Source organism: Planctopirus hydrillae, from assembly GCF_001707835.1.
GTDB lineage: Bacteria > Planctomycetota > Planctomycetia > Planctomycetales > Planctomycetaceae > Planctopirus > Planctopirus hydrillae.
Window position 1 is genome coordinate 442,093 of record NZ_LYDR01000063.1, and the last position, 17,957, is coordinate 460,049.

Here is a 17,957-nt window from a genome sequence, read left to right on the forward strand (position 1 = left end):
TCCAAAGTTACTCAATGTAAAAATGTTTCGCTCGAAAAGTCATTGATTGGCAGATTTTGCCGATCGACGGGCGAGTCACCAGGGGGGTCGGGGCTGTCTGCACCGACAAATCTCGTTCAACGTCTGAGGAGGTCTGTGAAGATGGCTGGTATGTTCAAGTCTATGGCGGCTGCTGCCGTCGCTGTTGTCCTGTGTTGTGCAAGCGCTGCCGACGCCGGTCTGTTCCGTCGCTCAAGCGATTGCTGTGCTCCAGCTCCTAGCTGTGCTGCACCTGCTCCAAGCTGTGCAGCTCCTGCTGCATGTGCACCAAGCTGCGCTGCTCCAGTTGCTTGCGCTCCTGCTTGCGAACCAACCCCTTGCTGCAAAGTGAAGAAGGTTCGTTGCAAGAAGAAGCGTTCCAGCTGCTGCCCAAGCGAATGTGCACCAAGCTGTGCAGCTCCTAGCTGCGCCGCTCCAGTCGCCTGTGCTCCTACATGTGCCGCTCCTGCTCCAGCTGCTTGTGCTCCAGCACCAGTCGCTTGTGCACCAGCTGCTCCAACATGTGCTGCACCAGCTCCTGCCGCCTGTGCACCAGCTCCATGTGCTCCAACATGTGCAGCTCCTGCTGTTGCATGTGCACCTGCTGCTGCTCCATGTGCTCCAGTGGCTCCTGCTGCCCCAGTGGCTCCATGTGCTCCAACATGTGCTGCACCAGCCGCTCCTGTTGAAGCTGCTCCAGCTGCCCCTGTTGCTCCAGCTCCACCAGCCGAAGCACCAGCACCAGCTGCTAACTAAATTTGTGTTGATAGGTCGATCTGTAAAGACCGCCAATTCACATGAATTGATCATCGAGTGGGGAGTCGCAATGACTCCCCACTCTTTTTTTATGCCAGCCAAGACCCTGAAGCATGAGATGCAATGACGACTGTTCCGGCAGCGAATCACAATTCTTTGTTCAATTTCAATGTTGAAAGTGAACAGAATCTGATTGCCCTTAGCAGCGCAAAGTTCGGCACTCACCACTCTCAATCAGACGAGAGCGAGTCCTCTCAATGACTCACTCGCAAACCGGCACGAGAACTTTCTGGCCGGTAAATGACTGATGGTGGTCGTCGACGAATGCGACTTCTTGCGACGAGGGCCTCATCAAGGCGATGCTCTGCGTGATCCTGCTAGAAACCGCTGAAGATCGGCCTCACGAGCCATAATCGTCCGACAAAAGCCAGTCGGGGTTCGATCATACCGAACCTGAGTTGCCTCCGAAGCATGTTCGTGCAACCACGAGATGAACTCAGGCGTGGCAAAATCACCGGGTAAAGCGATCTCGTCGCTCTTGACGGTGCGGATTTCTGTCACAAGAGAATCCAGCCGGCTGTCAAAGCCATTCGGACTAGGCATGACAACCTGCCGCTGCTTTCTCAGGGGTTACACAGGTCGAAGCTCCCTCGCAGCAACTGGTTTTGGGCTGACCTTCCTGCACGGCCTTCCACGCGAGAAAAGAGTCATGATCACCGATCACGACTTCCATCCCCAGGTCAGCGACCATCTTGAAATCATCTTCAGCCGGCTGACCTTTGGTCGTGAGATAATCGCTGACGAACATACTGTTGGCAGCATACAGGCTCATTGCCTGCATCGACCTCAGATTCACTTCGCGTCCGCCGGAAACTCTCAGTTCCACAGCCGGATTGGCAAAGCGGAACAGACACAAAGCTCTCAAGCACTGGCGGGGATTCAATTCCTGGCGTGCTTCGAGAGGAGTTCCATCAATGGCATGCAGAAAATTGACCGGAGTCGATTCCACACCCAATTCCCGCAGTTCAAAGGCGACATCGACCAGATCGTTCAGGGTTTCGCCCATGCCGACAATCAGACCACTGCACAGTTCCATGCCGGCTTCGCGAACCACCTTCAGCGTTTCCAGCCTGTCATCATAGGTATGAGTCGTGCAGATCTTGTCGTAAAACTCGCGACCTGTGTTGAGGTTATGGTTGATCCGATCGACCCCGGCTTCCGCCAATGTTCGGGCCTGATCGGGCGATAACAGCCCCAGGCAGCAGCAGATATGCAGCCCATAGGTCTCTTTGATTTTCTTGACAACGCTCGCCACATGCCCCACCTCCCGGTTGGATGGACCGCGTCCCGAAGCCACGATGCAATAGGTTCTGGCCTTGGCTTCAACGGCTCGCGCTGCTCCTTCCATGAGCTTGGCTTCATTCAGCATGGCGTACTTAGGAATCTCAGTTTCTGCAATCTTGGATTGAGAGCAGTAACCGCAATCCTCCGGGCAGAGACCACTCTTGGCATTTTTCAGGAAGTAAAGCTGAACTTTATTCCCAAAATACTTACGCCGCACTTTGTAAGCAGCTGCCAGCAGTTCCACGATCTCATCGTCTTCTGAATCGAGAATTGATAGAGCCTCCTCACGGGTCAGCACGTGCCCGCCGATGACTTTGTCAGCCAGATCACTCCAGCCAATCTTTGTGGAGCAGATTTCTTTCGAAGACTCAGTTGCAGACATGGAGACACTCTCGACAGCGGACATACTGATTACCCGTCTCCGGAACACTCGCCGGCTGGCGACACTGACCAGTCGATGAAGACTTCCCGAGCCTGTTGTGATTGTTGAATGATGATCAATTCAGCCGATCCTCACGAGGATCAAGCTGACGAAGCTCGCCAATGGCGAACTCGCCCTTCACATTTTCCATCAGAGTGTAACTGGTTGCTCTCAGACAATGAATCCACGAACCAGTCCGGCTGGCACTGTCGTTCATTTTGACGGGCTGCGGCTCGATTCGCGAATGGCGTAAAGGTTGGAAAACGTTCTCAAATATAGAGTTCCGTTCGAAATCACTGGTGAAGATGAAATCGATTCCGGGATCTCGTTCTCAGCAACAACTTCAAATTTCCGGCCTGTTTTTACGACGGTCACTTTGCCATCGCGTGCCGTGAGATAGATATGGCCGTCGGCATACACAGGTGATGCCCGGTGTCTTTGGCGATGTGTTCGCTCAAAGTAGACCTCCTTGCCCGTATCCGCTTCCAGCACATTGAGATTCCCGTCGTGCATGCAGAGGTAAACCAACCCATCCAGAATCAGCGGTGAAGGGACATCAGGAGTTCTTTCCCATTGCCACAAATGGGCTTCGGTTTTGAAGAGGTCTTTGCCGGGCTTGGGCTTAATGCCCATCACGGGCCCTCGTTTTGCCGTGGGAATCACCAGCAGATCGCCAGCAGCAACGGGAGATGCTACAAACCGGAGTGTGCGATCATATTTCGCAGTCGGGTTCAGTCCGCTCATCCGCCAGACTTCACTCCCATCCGTCAGCCGGTGCCCGACGGTGTAGTCGGCTCCGTGGGTCACGAGGATGGTTTCATCACCCTCGCCGAAGAATACAGGCGAGGCATAGGAATGTTCGTTTTCATCACTGCCATCACTCGGGCGATCGACAGCCCATTTTTCTTGACCAGTCAGTGCATCCATGGCCACGACGCGTGCTTCACGGGTTTTCGGATCCCCATCACCATGCAGCAGTTGGAGGTAAAGCACACCATTTCGTAAGAGTGGTGTGGAACTCATGCCAAATTGAATGTTGAATTTGCCATATCGATCCTGGACATTGAATTTCCAGACTTCCTTGCCATCCACAGTCAGGCAGGCCAGCGTTCCATCACCAAAAAATGCCCAGACATGCTGGCCATCAGTCACGGGAGAAGGAGAGGCTGCGTTCCCTTCATCTCCACGTGCTGTCAGAGTGCTGTTGGAGACCGTCTTCACCCATTGCACAGCACCATCTTTGGCACTCAGACCCAAGACCTGAAGATCTCCACTCTCGGTGACCGTGGTCAAAAAAATCTGATTGCCCCAGACGACCGGTGTCGAACCCGCAGGCCCTGGCAAGGGAGTTTTCCACAAGACGTTCTTGTCCGCAGACCAGGTGATCGCGATATCTTTTTCGGAAGAAATTCCGTTATTGAGAGGCCCACGCCAATTCGGCCAGTCTTCTGCAACAACTGCAGCACCGCTCAGCAGCAGGGCAACACTTGCCAGAGCGCCGAGTTTTGCCATGGAGGAAGATCCAACTTGCGAAAAAAATGACAGGAGCCCACGATCAGTTTTGACGTACTTCACAGCAGAACCTTCTTCGAAGTGACAACATTTCGGCGCCATGCGTGTCCTCACAAATATCTCAGATCTTTTTGCTATTCGATACATCAGAACGAGAATTCCCCTCAGATGAAAGCCGTCACTTCGCTGCCAGAAAGGAGATTGCCTCCTGATGGCCTTCCGTGAACAAGTGACTTTTGTTTCGTTGATGACGACGAGCGAGTTTTTTGATGATCATCTTGCACTTGAGCACATTTGCCGGCTTGCGAGATCTTCAGGAAAAACCGAGGCAGTCATCGGTGTTTTGAGCACTGATTCATTTGAGCACTGAATGGTTTCTGAGCAAATTCTTCACGGCTCCATAACTTTTTCTCAATCGGAACGACCGCTGCGATCGATACATGCCCTACGGGGCGGGAATGGAGTGAGAGCATCGATGAACAGGTTCAAAATCCTGTCTGGCGGCAGAAGAAGGATGGAATCGCATGAGTCCCTGCCAAAACTGCCATGCCGGCTGCTGTCGCAGTTTTGCAGTTTCCATCACGGGAGCGGATATCATCCGCATCGAACGTGAGCTCAAACTCAATTTCTGGGATTTCGTCTGTCGCTGGGAAGATCGCGAAGGGCTGATCACAAGGGGACAGGCTCCTCAGTTTTATTTTGACGATGAGCCAGAGGTTCCTTTTGCCATCTGCCTGATGCACAGCCAGAGCCAGTTTTTCCCACAATCGACCAAGTGTCGATTTCTCATGGAAGGCGCACCGGATCGAGATTTCCCTCTCGGTGAAGCCCGATGTGGCATCTATGGCTCTCGACCATCGGCCTGCCGTATTTTTCCGACGAGACTGAGCTCCTCGGGACAGATCGCGGAAATTTACGACATCCCCTCTCATGGTCGTCACGAACAGTTGCCCATTTACGAGCTGTGTCCACGCCCATGGATTCCTGCCGATCTTGACCCGGTTCAAACCGTGGAAGATCTGGTCGTTGCTCGCTTTGAACAGCTCTTTTTCCAGCAACTGGCCAGAGTCTGGAATAAATCTCCACAAAGCTGGGCCTCGTTTCCGGATTTCATTCGCTTTGTATACGAGAAACGACTGATCCGGAAAACGGCCGACGAACTGGAAGCCGAAATTCCCGCCACGATCCCTTTCTTCCGGGCGGCGTAATTCATCAACTTCGCACCGGCAGGCGGCCCTTTCGTGCTGATTACTGCCGTATTGGGCTCACGCAGCCGCAGCGGACTTATTCTCTCCAGTTGATGATTTCACTTCCTGTGGCATGACAAAGCGCGACATGTTGCAGGCCGGTATCGAAAATGTCATCCTTCCCGAATCTCAATTCCATCAAAGGGAAGCGGACATGCCAACACATCGATTTCGAATGATTCCTGCGTTTCTCGTGGCAATCGTGATGGGACTGACAGGTGTCAGCCCACTTTTTGCAGAAGAACTTTCCAGCGAAGAAGAGTGCCGTCAGGCCGTTCAACTCGCTATGAATGCTCTGCAGGAAGGCAATGTCCGTGAGTTTATTGCTGCTATTGAAAATTCCACTGGTGAAGTGAACGAAGAAAAACGACTTCGATTTGACGCCCTCACACAAAAGATCCATCAGGAAAAGATCAAATACGCGGCACGTTATGGCGAACCACTTGGTAAAGTCGAGTTGCTGAAGACTGAGAAAATCTCTGATCGATTCATCCGCTACACAGTGCTCGAATATCACGAACGCTCAGCAGCGGTCTTTCGCATCACTTACTACCGACCACGCGAAAACTGGACATTTCATTTCCTGAACTGGACGGACGATCTCAACCCGCTCTTCGAGAAGGCGCCCTGAGCTTTTCGCCCCATATGAATGATGTTGGTGAGTACGACGAAAGCCTTTCATGGCCTGTGGTTGACCATCGGAATACGGCCAATCTTTCAACAGCCAATTGAACGGCAATACAAGTTCTGTTTACATATGAGATTCGTTCACGTTGACGCTCAACACGAACTCGAAGAACTCAATCTCCACAATCACATCTGATTTTTAAGGGATATCGCATGGGCGGAGGCGCACCTGCTGCTGCAGCCAAGTACAGCACAATTCGTCTGGGTGCTGGCGTCATCAAGGATTTCCCGATCAACAAACTGTTCCGGGCCATGATTGATCTCGGTGGTTCGGATTTGCACCTCCAGGTGGGTAAGCCCGCGATTCTACGTATCAAAGGGGCACTCAAACCTCTCGACATGCCACCCATCACAGAAGAGCAGATGAAGGAACTCTGCTGGCCACTGATGGATGAACGCAACAAAGACATTTTCATGAACACAGGGGGTGCCGACTACGCACATGTGGTGGAGCATAAAGGTGAGCCCTGGCGTTTTCGTGTGAATCTCTTCATCCAGACTGGCAAAGTCGGGATGGTCAGTCGAAAAATCGAAAGGTCGATTCCCAACTTTGAAGGACTCTACCTGCCAGCCATCATGGAAGAGTTGTGCAAGTACGACCAGGGCATGGTCTTGCTGGCCGGTGTGACAGGCTCAGGAAAGTCCACCACCATTGCTTCGATGCTCGACTGGATCAATCACAATTACGGCAAACACATCCTCACAATCGAAGATCCTGTGGAATTCGTTTACACGGCCGACAAAAGCCTGATCAATCAGCGTGAAATCGGGCCTGATGTTTCCGACTTCCACACCGCGATGAAGCATGCCGTGCGACAAGACCCTGATATCATGCTGGTCGGTGAGTTGCGCGACCGGGATACTTTCGAAACCGCCATTCATGCGGCCGAAACCGGCCACCTCGTGTACGGCACGATCCACGCGTCATCGGCTCCATCAACAATTGGCCGTATTCTGGACCTGTTTCCGCAAAGCATGCACTCGGCGATCCGCTCGTCGATGGGCTTCAACATGAAGGCAATTGTGGCCCAGAAGCTGCTTCCCACGATTCGCGATAAACCCAAGCGCGTGCCGATCTGCGAAGTCATGCTCTTCAACGGCACCGTCCGCAAGCTGATTCTCGAAGAGCAGGATGAAAAACTTCCCGCCGCTATTCGAATTGGTAAGGCCGAAGGGATGCAGCAGTTCAACGATAGCCTGTATCACTTCATCACCAAGGAGTTTGTGAGCCGGGCCGAGGCCTTTGAAATCAGCCCGAACGTGGAAGAACTCAAAATGATGCTCAAGGGGATCGACGTGAAGGGCCCCGGGATTCTGTAGGATCGCTATCAAAGGAGAAAGGCAGATATCGCCAACGTCGTCAAAGCCTTCCCTTAAACTCTGCAGGCGATTTTTGCGTTTCGACCGGTTCAGGCCCTGGCGAGCTCTTGCGATTTCTGTGGAGTCGATTTTGATAGATCCAAAGCCGACGGAAGTCACCCTTGAGACAGATCCTCGCTTTGCCTTTGGTGCCAACTGGTGGAGATTTCTCTCTCGCCTGACCGAACCGCAGATTGCCACTGCTGAACAATCGATTCAAAAGCTGTTCCATCGTGAACGGCTCGATGGTCTGACGTTTCTCGACGTTGGCTCGGGGAGTGGGCTGTTCAGTCTGGCTGCGAACCGCTTAGGGGCAATTGTCACCTCCATCGACTTTGATCCTCAGAGTGTGGCCTGTGCCGAGGAATTGAGACGCCGGTATGGTTCAGGCAACGGGTGGACGATTCAGCAGGGCTCGGCTCGCGACCAGAAAATGATGGCCAGCCTCGGGCAGTTCGACATCGTTTACTCCTGGGGTGTACTGCATCACACAGGAGATATGTGGTCAGCCATTGCGATCACGGCTCAGGCCACGAGGCCCGGTGGTCACTTCTGCCTGTCAATCTACAACGATCAAGGAGCTGCCAGTGACCGCTGGAAGACTGTAAAAAAGCTCTATGTGGCTTCACCGTCTTTCATCAGGCTGTTGATCGTCCTGGCAGTGGTCCTCGCCTACGAATGTTATGCCATTCCCGTGAACCTCTTCCGCAGCCTGATGCTGGTGATCCGCTTCAGGAATCCACTCCCGATCTGGCAAGCCTGGTTCCAATCGCGGTTCGGCCAAAAGGAGCGTGGCATGTACTACTGGACCGACATGGTCGATTGGGTGGGAGGCTGGCCTTTCGAAGTGGCCAAACCCGAGGAAATCTTCCGGTTTTTGCGCGATCGAGGCTTCACTCTGTTTGAGATGAGGACTGTGGGCGGCCGGCTGGGCTGCAATGAGTTTGTCTTTCGCCGCGATGACTCAACCGATTGAATCCACATTCGCTGGTCAGTCCCGAGATCACTCCTGAAAATCCGACAGCCGGCGGCGGAGTTCCTGCGGCACCAGATGTCCGGCGTTGAGATCGTCAAGGTAAGCCGCAGCGTTGGCTGCCAGCTCATCGTCTTCACAGGCACTCACCAGTTTGGCGAAGCCACTCTCTTCTTTGAGATAGGCGTGTGCCCATGCTGATTCCAACTGCACTTCCATCTCGGGATGCTGATCAGCCAGTTTAAAAAGTGCAGGGCGGTAGGACGCACTGATAAACGGAATGGCACTGGCAGCCGCCTTCCCAGCGACACTTCGACTTTCCAAAGGTGCTGCGGCATCCAGCCATTCCGAAAGTCGCTGGATTCCTTCTGGCGAATCATAAGGATGCGTCAGAATCTGATCGGCTCTTGCCAGTTGATTTAGCCAGAACAAACTGGCGACAGCGGCTGTATCCTCTGTCGACTTTGGGGAGAGAAGTTTGACGAGCTTCGGGATAATCGGATCCTGTTCTCTCGGCCACTGAATAAAGCCATCCCAAACCCAGAGATTGCAAAGCCTGGCATCACCACTCGCTGCCACAATGGCATCCCAGCCTTCGGAGGTTCCGAAGCGGGAAAAGAGCATCAGCAGATAACCGAGCAGGTCATCATCGGAAGGAATCTTCTCAGAGATTTTTTCAAAAATATCAAGGAGGTGGGGCATTGCATGCCGGGCAAGGTACATGAAAGCCTGAGTCGTCTCGATCCGCTCGAAAGCTACCAGCAGGGCTCGCACATCACCAAATTCAATCAATTGATCTTTCAGCCATTGTGCCTGCCGCTCCAGCAATGAAACCACCAGGGCTGCATCTGCAATCGTGGTGATTGCCGCTTCCGCAATTTCGGCTGCCGGGAATTCACCGCCATCATCCAGCCATTCATTGCAAAGTGCCTGCCACGTTGGCCTAGACATCATTCCACCCCCGCATCTCTTCCACCCTTTGGGTCATTGTCGAGCCCGCCCGGATGAATTCTTACTTGAAAACCTGAACAGGACAATCGCGGTTGTGGAGGATACTTGGCATAAGCCACATCTTGCTGATGGCGAGTGCAGAGCCAGAAGACAGATTGTCTCCCGGAAACGATCTTTCGAACATGCTCACAGTCGTGACATAAACTCTTCAAAATTCAGCAGTCTCCCACTCAGGACTGGCGAACCCATCGATTTTGAACCGTAATTGGAACCGAACGCCGCATTACGATCTACCGACTGCACAAATTTCATGTCGAAAAATGACAAACCTTTTTAGCAGATGACCTTTGGCTCGAGTTGTGACGATGTTCATAATCTATGTGTGAGGGATGCCCATTTTCTCTGCAAAACTCATATCATTCATGCTCAACTTCATCGATCAGTCAGTCTCGGAGCATCTGTTGACCAGCCCGGAACAAGCATCAGATAAAGAACGCATTGCCCTCGCAATTCAACAGCCCTGGGCCGAACTGATTCTTCAGGGGAAGAAAACCATTGAAATCCGCTCGACCATGACGAATCAGCGAGGTCGCATCTACGTCTATGCATCCCGAAAACCTTCTCAGCTTCCTTGCGCTCTGGTCGCAGCCGCCGAACACCATCTTGAGATCGAACAACTCCCGAAAGGGGTAATCCTCGGGACAGTCGAATTGATCGATGCTCGACCAGCGACAGCCGCCGACGCCGTCGCTGCCTGCGTCACACCTGAGCTTCTCGTGGACCGACAAGCCTGGATTCTGCAACATCCGGCCCGGTTCCCTCAAGAACTTTCACCGCGATTTCTCCCTTATGGCATCTGGTTCTACCCTTTCCAAAGGAAGCCGGCAGCGGGAGACTCATTGCTATAGAATTCTCACCGAGTTGGTCATGATGCGTACTGAATGACATCAACAGAATTAACATAAATTTCCGATGGGCTGACTCTCGAAATGAACTCTCCGACCTTCGCTGTCAATACACCCATCGCCTGGCTGAATGGCGAATATCTTCTCGAATCATCCGCTGCGCTTCCCGTAACGGACCTGGGTGTTGTCGGTGGTCTGGCGGTTTCCGAAATGTCGCGAACTTTTGCCGGTCAGATTTTTCGATTGACCGATCACCTCGAACGATTGCGGCAATCTTTGAAACTCGTTGACATTGCGTTGCCTTATTCTGAGAGTCAAATCTGCGAGACCTGCACGCAGGTGGTCACTCACAACTTCAAGGTCGTTAACACTCCAGAAGTCATCGATTCAAAAGAGATTCCGCAGGAATTAGGGGTCGTGATCTTTGTCACCGCCGGGCCAAATCCCACCTACATGGGACAGGAGTATGCCAGGCAACATGGCCCGAGTGTAGGTATCCACACCTTCTGCCTGAGGCGACAGGCTTACCACGCGATGTACCGGGATGGGGTCTCCCTCGTCTGCCCGCCAGTTCAGGCATTACCTGCCGAGATTGTTCCCCGAACGATTAAATCAAGAAGCCGTATGCACTGGCGGATGGGTGAACTTGCTGCGCGAAAAATTGATCCGCACGCTTTCAGTATTCTTGCTGATGATGATGGTTCATTAACCGAAACTGCTGCCGGGAATCTGGTGATCATTCAAGACAATTGTGCCATCTCTCCACCCGAAGGCCAGGCACTCGAAGGGATCAGCCTGAAAGCCACACTCGAGTTTTGCCACCATGCTGGGCTTACAGTCGAACGTCGGAGAATCTGGCCCAAGGATCTCATGATGGCTCAGGAGGCGTGGCTCACCAGCACTCCCTTTGGCATGGTTCCCGTCACGCGATTTGATCGGCATACGGTCGGCGCAGGACCAAAAGGCCCGTGGTACCGGAAGATTCTCCATCAATGGAGCGAAGCCACAGGATGCGACCTTGCCCAGTGGCTGGGTAGCGAAAACCAAACTGAATTTGAAAGTTAAGTTGACGCCAGCTTCTGCTTCCAGCGAGCAACCTGCTGGGCGACAGAAGCCGTTCCCCCCGAACCTTCACTGCGGAAACGGCGGACGGCATTCACCACACCCAACGCTTCAAAAACATCCTGCTGAACCTGTGGTGCAATCGATTGAAAATCAGCCAGAGGTAATTGTGCCAGTGTGCAAGCCTTCGATTCAGCGAGTCTGACCAGCTTGCCCACAGTCTCATGGCCTGTCCGCATGGGCACACCCTTCTGGATCAGATACTCCATGAGTGTCGTTGCATCCAGAAAACCTTCTTCTATGCGAGCCGAAATCGTCTCTTTTTTCAGCTCGGCATGCTCGACAATAGCAGCCGCCAGTTCGAGACTGGTTTCGACCTGATCGAGAGCATCGAACAAGGCCACCTTATCTTCCTGCAGATCGCGATTGTAGGCCAAGGGCAGCCCCTTGATGAGCACGAGGACATGCTGCAGATCACCCACCACTCGACCCGCTTTCCCACGAATCAGCTCCAGGACATCGGGATTTCGCTTTTGAGGCATGATCGACGAGCCGGTCGTATAGGCGTTCGGCAATTTGATAAAGCCAAACTCGGTCGTACACCACAGAATCCATTCTTCTGCCCAGTTGCTCAAATGCGTGGCGATCAATGTGAGATCAAAGACCGTCTCGGCGACAAAATCACGATCGCTGGAAACATCAAGGCTGTTCGCTGCGGGCCGGTCGAATCCCAAAAGTTCGGCTGTCCGCTGACGGTTGATTGGCAACGTCGTGCCAGCGAGAGCAGCGGCCCCCAGCGGAGATTCATTGAGGCGCACGCGAGCATCCCGCAGGCGAGTTCGATCACGCTCAAATTTCTCGCACCAGGCACACCAATACTGTGAGGCGAGGACTGGTTGAGCACGCTGCAGATGCGTGTAGCCGGGCAAAATCACCCCCTCATCATGCTCCGCACGCCCAATAAAGGCTCGCTGCAATTCAACGAGCAATCCATCAAGCCGATCAATTGCGTCTCGGACATAGAGCTTAAGATCGGTCGCCACCTGATCATTGCGACTTCGGCCCGTATGCAGCTTGCGACCGGTATCTCCTAACCGTTCGATCAAAGCCGACTCAATATGCATGTGAATGTCTTCGAGCTCGATTCGAAAGGGGAACTTCCCTGCGAGAATCGTGGCCAGAATCTCATCGAGTGCCGCATGAATCTGGTCTTTTTCCTGCTCGCTGATCAGGCCGACTTCCGAGAGCATCTGCGAGTGAGCCTTCGAGCCGCGAACATCGACCTCTGCCAGCCGGGCGTCGAAGCTGATCGATTCGGTGAAACGTTCCACGCGAGGATCCGTCTGCCCATCAAATGCACCACCCCAAGCTTTAGCTGCCACGTTCGCTTCTTTCGACTGCCAGAATGAGTATTGAAAACCTGAGCCTGCTGGTGAACCTTCAAATGGGGTTCACGGCAAGCGACCGATTTGGTGAAGTGGATTCACTTCTCAGGTTCATTTGCCATCTTAGCGGGTGACAAGGCACTTTTCCCCTCGGATGACCCGGCACATTCGAGCCACAACCGCGGATCCAAAGCCGCTCAATTCCTGACCTGATGTGGCAAAAAATCAACGGAAAACCCGTTCCGTCAGAATTTCTGGCTCCCCAACAGATGTGACAATGGGTAATTTAGATGAAATGTATTTGACAAACTGCTGAACATCATTTCGTGAGCGGATCTCCACCAAATGTATCATAAACTTCTGTGCTGCATAACTTTGTGCACGACGACACTTCTCTGGGCACAGCTTCCAGCTCAGGAAATCGCTCCCGAAATCACTCCCCAGCCTGTCGTGGCACCACTCACTCCGGCTCCCGTGCTGGTCGCACCGGTTTTGCCTGACTCGATTTCATCACCACCAGCAGCCACCCCAAATTTACCGGCCGTTGCTCCAGAATATCGACCCGCAGCCACTCATGAGAATCTGGCGGCCCCGCCATCAAAAGAAATGTCCCCAACGAACATTGTCACGGTGAACTACACACCAGATGGTTCTGCCGTCCATACGTTCGGAGCAGGGACTGCTTCCGCCTGGACAGTCACCATAACTCCAGGATTCCCATCGACTTCTGGATTGTCATCCCTCCCGGGCCGACTTGCTCCGAATATGCTGATTCCCCCAGCACCTGCAGCTCAATCGACACCTGCTACAGCCGAAAATTCTCCGACGGTTGCCGACCATCCCTGTCTGAACTGTGACATGCCTCATCCAGGGACCGGCGCGCTGACGGGCGTGATGCGAGCCCATCACTACACCGAAGTGTACAATCAGATTCCCTTCAGCCGCTCGGAATACGATGCCAATCCTGCGTATCGCCATGATGCCACCATGGAACTGCTGCTGGGCCAGATCCGGCCAGTCACCTACCAGACAACCAATGTGAACGTCGCCACGGGCGGTTGGAGTCCATGGATCAATTATTACCGAGGTTTCTGGGGTTACCCTTGGGGTTATCAGCCTTTCGGTTACTATGCACCCAGATATCGGACATACGTCCGCTGGTAGACTGCAAAGTGATCGAAGGATCTCGGGATGGTTCTCGGTAATCAGGAAGCAACAACTTCCTCTCCACAAAAAATATCGCCACCCTGTGTGGTGCTGGTGAGTGGTGGGCTCGATTCCGCCACAATTCTCGCCATGGCCAAAGCCCAGGGGTTTTCTCCCTTTGCGATCTCATTTGATTACGGCCAGAGACATCGCTTCGAACTCGAGGCGGCCAAAAAAGTCTGCGAAGCACAAGGCGTCGCCCGGCATGTCATCATCCCACTCGATCTCCGATCGATTGGCGGATCGGCACTGACGGCCAACATCGACGTTCCCAAAGATCGTACAGATGCCGAATTGACCAGCGGCATTCCCATCACCTACGTCCCCGCTCGAAACACAGTATTCCTCTCGATTGCCTTGGGCTGGGCCGAAGTGATCGGGGCACAGGATCTATTTGTAGGTGTTAATGCCGTGGATTACAGCGGCTACCCCGATTGCCGACCGGAGTTTGTCGCTGCTTTTGAGAAGCTGGCGAACCTCGCCACCCAAACGGGTGTCGAAGGCCAGCCCTGGAAAATCCATGCACCATTAATTCACCTCACGAAGGCCGAAATCATCCGGCAGGGAGTCGCCCTGGGTGTCGATTACTCTTTAACTCATAGCTGCTATGATCCGACTTCTACAGGACTTTCCTGCGGCCACTGTGACTCCTGTCTGATTCGCAAGAAGGGGTTCCTCGAAGCACACATTCCAGATCCCACCCGTTATGCCGACTGATCTATCCACTCTTCCTTCTGCTAAAAAAACAGGTCGCAGTTCTGTGAGCCTGCGTATTGCCGAAACCTTTCTTTCGGTGCAGGGGGAGGGTGCGCTGACGGGGGTGAGATCGTTTTTTATCCGCACGACGGGCTGCAACCTGCGCTGCTGGTTTTGCGATACTCCATATACCTCGTGGTCAGCCGAGGGAAACTGGCAAAGCGTTGATGAGTTGCTCTCGCAGGCCATCTCCAGTGGAGTGGAGCACGTCATTCTGACTGGAGGTGAACCACTCCTTCAGCCGGCGATTGTGGAACTCAGCTACGCGATGAAGGCTGCCGGGCTGCATATCACTGTGGAGACAGCGGGAACGGTCGACCGTCCCGTGATGGCAGACCTGATGTCGATCAGCCCGAAGCTGGCGAATTCTGATCCTGCCTATGCCCCCAATTTCACTGTGAATCCGACAGCCGGGAGGGGCGGCAGCGGCGCGGTCGCTCGCAGACACTCTGAGCTGCGATGGAACATCGCCACGCTCACGCGTCTGACCACTGACTACCCGTATCAGCTCAAATTTGTGATCGATACTCCCGCAGATCTCGATGCACTTTCAGAGGCTCTTGCCGAACTGCCGCACGTTCCGCCGGAACATATCTGGCTGATGCCCCAGGGGATCACACAGGAAGAACTGGCCATGCGTGGCGCCTGGCTCAAACCACTGGCCGAATCGCAAGGCTACAACTTCTGCCCCCGCCTCCACATCGAATGGTTCGGCCACCGCCGCGGCGTGTGACATTTCTCGACGGGTAGGGCACTTATTCCAACAAAATCCTCTCGTGCTGCTGGCACACAGGTCGCTCAAACACCAGCAACCTGTGCCAACCCACGGGCTGCTTCACGGCACATCCGCGACCTGGTAACCACACGCCTTTAGCTCTTTGAGGACATCGAGCTTCCACGCTTCATTTGAATCAAGTGGAACATACACGACTCCGCTGATGTCATTCGGTGTCTCGATTTCACCCTGTACGAGCGCGCAGACGTTCTCCCGACCAAGTTTTGCCATAAGGTATCCGTGCTCGAAGACAACATTCTGGCGAGCGCGATTCTTCGGGGGAATCTTGGTTTCATGCACGCCTCGGCCATGGTCACACGCGGTGTATAGGACGAGCGCGAAGTCGGCATCATTCGAGTAGTGTTCGATCTTCTCGATGATTGTCATCCCCGAGCTTGCCTGTTCGTGCAGTATAATCGCCTCGATTCCTTGACGCTCAATGAAACGTGTAACTTCTTGCTTGACCTCATTGTTACGGCCGTGGACTATAAAAACCTTGCGTTTGTTTCGGGTGACAGAACTCTTCTGCTGTTGCCTGCGCAAGTTCGTGGCGTTTTCGAGCGACTTCCGGTCGTTAAACTCAAGCGAGTCAAGCAGTGGCGTGAACTGCTCGGACAAGTACGTGCGACGCTCAGCGTACGAACTGAACTTCGGCCGAATGAAGTCCCAGAACGAGTCTAGGTTTCGGTGCGTTTTGAGCCACGCTGGAAGCACGTCTGCAATCGCTGGGTTAGAGAGAAGCTGATGCCTAAGGGTCTCATACTCGCTCGATTCGGCAGACCTTCCCGTCGCGCGCGCAACCAGCAGGTTGACGAGGTAACTCACCTTCTCGAAATCCGTCGTGAGAAACTCAATGCTCATAGTTGTGTGTTTGTAGTACATCGCATGGTGCACGGGTTGACTGTACGCGGTCCACCTGGGTGGCCACGCCATAAGAGGTTAGCGAGATTGAGATGAGCTTGCCAAAAGTTTTTAACCCCTTGGCAGAGTGATCAAGTCTAAAACTCTGCTTACTGACGGGATGGTTAAGCCAAAGAAGAGCACTGGCAAAGCCACAACTCGTGCAACACCCCACCTGAGATCCCAAGGAACTCGCAGGGCACTTCTTCGTGCAAAAACCTCGTCTGCCGCTGGCACACAGCTCGCTCGAAGACGAACCACCTGTGCCACCCTGCGTTCTTTGTCAATTGACTATCAAGTATTCGTCTGACTATCAAGTATTCGTCCACTGCTTGATGTAATCTTCAGGCCAGTACTTCATGGGGACAATCGTTGCCACATATGGTTCGTTTGGATAAACGATCAAAGGTAGAACTTTAGAGCAGATTCTTTGCTCGGGCATATGCTTGCGAACAAACATGATCGTTGAAATCTGAAAATGATATCTAGGATAAATTTCACGTGGCACAGGAAGCCCGAACACTCGGATACGTTGGTTTGTAAGGTAATCCGCAATCTCTTTAGAATCGCTTTTTTGGGGGCTGGCTCCTTTGAGTTTAAACAATCTCTTCGCAACCTCTAGAAGATCATCGTCTGTGACCCATTCCGCATCCATTAGTGAGTAGACGACTTCTCCCGGAACGTCGAAACTCTCCTTTTCCCAGGCATATTGATTGGCTTGAATCACGCAACCCATCACGACTTTTCCGTATCGGAATGTGCGCGGCAGCCAACGAAAGTACGTCTTCAACTCATCAGCAGGCCTTTCCCTCAACCAGTCGGGGGGAGGGACATGGAGATAAGTCCAGCGATTCCACAACGAGAATCGACGTGGCGAAAGACCCATCGCCTCTTCAATCTCAGATACTGGACTCATGAATCACAGCTCCAACTCGTTCTTTTCAAATACAATTCATAAGTTTCCGTAGGGCAGGCTCCCGCCTGCCTGTTCAACTACATTACACGTACGACACCAAATCACCCACGCCCGTCATCTCACTTCAAACCAATCAGTTAATCGCCATCACCAGCCAACCCGTCATCCTCCGATAACGGAACTACCCGCCATTCCTTCAGGAAGTAGCAATATCCCGAAGGATGCCAGTGCATATTCACACGGCCACCAATCAACAATCGCTGCCATAACGTCATCTGGCGGGTTCCCCACTTGGGATACCATACACGAAGCAAACGACCTTCCAGCCTCAGGCGATCAACTCCCATGTATCCCGCAAGTCGCTTGCATTCATTGGTGGAGCCCGCAGGACAAATGAAAGTCCCATCGTTGAGTCGCAATCGGTATCCGAGCTGCGGATCATCGTCCAACACACCCTGCACGATCACGTTACCACCTTCGCAACCGATAACCATATCACCGCTCTCCGTGCGGGGCAGGAGAGTTTGATCCAAGCTACCAAACCCGGTATGCACGACATTCGCCAATTCATCGGCATTCCCCGTGCAATCCACCGTCCGATACTTCAATCGCCAAGACTCCATCGCCAGACTGCGCTGCCAATTCAGGAACTGAACTTGAACAACGCGCAGAACCAGACAACAGCAGATCGCGACCACCAGTTTGATTACGAGCCTGCGGCTGACAATGGCCGGCGGGTTTCGTCCTCGCCTCAGAGAGATGAACATGGCGAAGCCCCAGGAAA

At 53.3% G+C, this 17,957-nt stretch carries 18 protein-coding genes; 9 read left to right on the top strand and 9 right to left on the bottom strand.

Annotated features, from left to right (window positions below):
* Positions 1-469: 469 nt before the first annotated feature.
* The 4 genes from A6X21_RS09165 to A6X21_RS09180 all read right to left on the bottom strand — a co-directional run bounded on the left by A6X21_RS09165 (position 470) and on the right by A6X21_RS09180 (position 4,051).
* On the bottom strand, positions 470-742 hold the full coding sequence (locus A6X21_RS09165; RefSeq protein WP_131818261.1) for a hypothetical protein: 273 nt from the start codon (positions 740-742) through the stop codon (positions 470-472).
* Between the two features lie 383 nt (positions 743-1,125).
* Positions 1,126-1,377 (bottom strand): hypothetical protein, encoded by a 252-nt coding sequence (locus tag A6X21_RS09170; RefSeq protein WP_068847271.1) that lies wholly within the window; start codon positions 1,375-1,377, stop codon positions 1,126-1,128.
* Positions 1,370-2,500, bottom strand: a complete 1,131-nt coding sequence (bioB, locus tag A6X21_RS09175; protein WP_068847273.1) for a biotin synthase BioB — start codon at positions 2,498-2,500, stop codon at positions 1,370-1,372. The genes A6X21_RS09170 and bioB overlap by 8 nt, the downstream gene beginning before the upstream one ends.
* A gap of 252 nt (positions 2,501-2,752) precedes the next feature.
* Positions 2,753-4,051 carry an outer membrane protein assembly factor BamB family protein gene (locus A6X21_RS09180; protein ID WP_068847507.1) on the bottom strand — a complete coding sequence of 433 codons (1,299 nt, stop codon included), beginning with the start codon at positions 4,049-4,051 and terminating at the stop codon, positions 2,753-2,755.
* Between the two features lie 524 nt (positions 4,052-4,575).
* Here A6X21_RS09180 and A6X21_RS09185 point away from each other — a divergent pair.
* The 4 genes from A6X21_RS09185 to A6X21_RS09200 all read left to right on the top strand — a co-directional run bounded on the left by A6X21_RS09185 (position 4,576) and on the right by A6X21_RS09200 (position 8,320).
* Positions 4,576-5,259, top strand: coding sequence for a YkgJ family cysteine cluster protein (locus A6X21_RS09185; protein WP_068847276.1), 684 nt, complete (start codon positions 4,576-4,578; stop codon positions 5,257-5,259).
* A gap of 193 nt (positions 5,260-5,452) precedes the next feature.
* Positions 5,453-5,929 (top strand): hypothetical protein, encoded by a 477-nt coding sequence (locus tag A6X21_RS09190; RefSeq protein WP_131818262.1) that lies wholly within the window; start codon positions 5,453-5,455, stop codon positions 5,927-5,929.
* A 209-nt stretch (positions 5,930-6,138) separates the two neighbouring features.
* Entirely contained in the window at positions 6,139-7,305 is a 1,167-nt protein-coding gene (locus A6X21_RS09195; protein ID WP_068847281.1) for a type IV pilus twitching motility protein PilT, read from the top strand.
* Between the two features lie 130 nt (positions 7,306-7,435).
* On the top strand, positions 7,436-8,320 hold the full coding sequence (locus A6X21_RS09200) for a class I SAM-dependent methyltransferase (protein WP_205847420.1): 885 nt from the start codon (positions 7,436-7,438) through the stop codon (positions 8,318-8,320).
* 27 nt (positions 8,321-8,347) lie between these two features.
* Here the strand turns inward: A6X21_RS09200 and A6X21_RS09205 are convergent, their stop codons facing one another.
* On the bottom strand, positions 8,348-9,268 hold the full coding sequence (locus A6X21_RS09205; RefSeq protein WP_068847284.1) for a hypothetical protein: 921 nt from the start codon (positions 9,266-9,268) through the stop codon (positions 8,348-8,350).
* Between the two features lie 422 nt (positions 9,269-9,690).
* Here A6X21_RS09205 and A6X21_RS09210 point away from each other — a divergent pair, with 422 nt between their 5' ends.
* Both A6X21_RS09210 and A6X21_RS09215 read left to right on the top strand, forming a co-directional pair.
* On the top strand, positions 9,691-10,176 hold the full coding sequence (locus A6X21_RS09210; protein WP_068847286.1) for an ASCH domain-containing protein: 486 nt from the start codon (positions 9,691-9,693) through the stop codon (positions 10,174-10,176).
* 81 nt (positions 10,177-10,257) lie between these two features.
* Positions 10,258-11,238 (top strand): aminotransferase class IV, encoded by a 981-nt coding sequence (locus A6X21_RS09215; protein WP_068847287.1) that lies wholly within the window; start codon positions 10,258-10,260, stop codon positions 11,236-11,238.
* Here A6X21_RS09215 and argH read toward each other — a convergent pair.
* Positions 11,235-12,617: an argininosuccinate lyase gene (gene argH, locus A6X21_RS09220; RefSeq protein WP_068847288.1), complete on the bottom strand. Its 1,383-nt coding sequence runs from the start codon at positions 12,615-12,617 to the stop codon at positions 11,235-11,237. The two genes, A6X21_RS09215 and argH, sit on opposite strands and share 4 nt — an antisense overlap.
* A gap of 348 nt (positions 12,618-12,965) precedes the next feature.
* Between argH and A6X21_RS09225 the strand changes: the two genes are divergently transcribed.
* From A6X21_RS09225 to A6X21_RS09235, 3 genes are read left to right on the top strand one after another with little or no spacing between them, the layout of a single operon-like run.
* Complete coding sequence (locus A6X21_RS09225) at positions 12,966-13,784, top strand: hypothetical protein (RefSeq protein ID WP_068847289.1); 819 nt, start codon at positions 12,966-12,968, stop codon at positions 13,782-13,784.
* Positions 13,785-13,811: 27 nt separating this feature from the next.
* Positions 13,812-14,543, top strand: coding sequence for a 7-cyano-7-deazaguanine synthase QueC (gene queC / locus A6X21_RS09230; protein ID WP_068847290.1), 732 nt, complete (start codon positions 13,812-13,814; stop codon positions 14,541-14,543).
* Positions 14,533-15,315 (top strand): 7-carboxy-7-deazaguanine synthase QueE, encoded by a 783-nt coding sequence (locus tag A6X21_RS09235; protein WP_083233484.1) that lies wholly within the window; start codon positions 14,533-14,535, stop codon positions 15,313-15,315. The genes queC and A6X21_RS09235 overlap by 11 nt, the downstream gene beginning before the upstream one ends.
* A gap of 102 nt (positions 15,316-15,417) precedes the next feature.
* On the opposite strand, the gene A6X21_RS09240 is transcribed toward A6X21_RS09235, so the two are convergent.
* The 3 genes from A6X21_RS09240 to A6X21_RS09250 form a co-directional block, all read right to left on the bottom strand.
* Positions 15,418-16,218, bottom strand: a complete 801-nt coding sequence (locus tag A6X21_RS09240) for a TIR domain-containing protein (protein WP_068847513.1) — start codon at positions 16,216-16,218, stop codon at positions 15,418-15,420.
* A 352-nt stretch (positions 16,219-16,570) separates the two neighbouring features.
* Positions 16,571-16,984: a hypothetical protein gene (locus tag A6X21_RS09245; RefSeq protein ID WP_131818263.1), complete on the bottom strand. Its 414-nt coding sequence runs from the start codon at positions 16,982-16,984 to the stop codon at positions 16,571-16,573.
* Positions 16,985-17,310: 326 nt separating this feature from the next.
* Positions 17,311-17,940 carry a hypothetical protein gene (locus tag A6X21_RS09250; protein ID WP_068847293.1) on the bottom strand — a complete coding sequence of 210 codons (630 nt, stop codon included), beginning with the start codon at positions 17,938-17,940 and terminating at the stop codon, positions 17,311-17,313.
* Positions 17,941-17,957 lie beyond the last annotated feature (17 nt).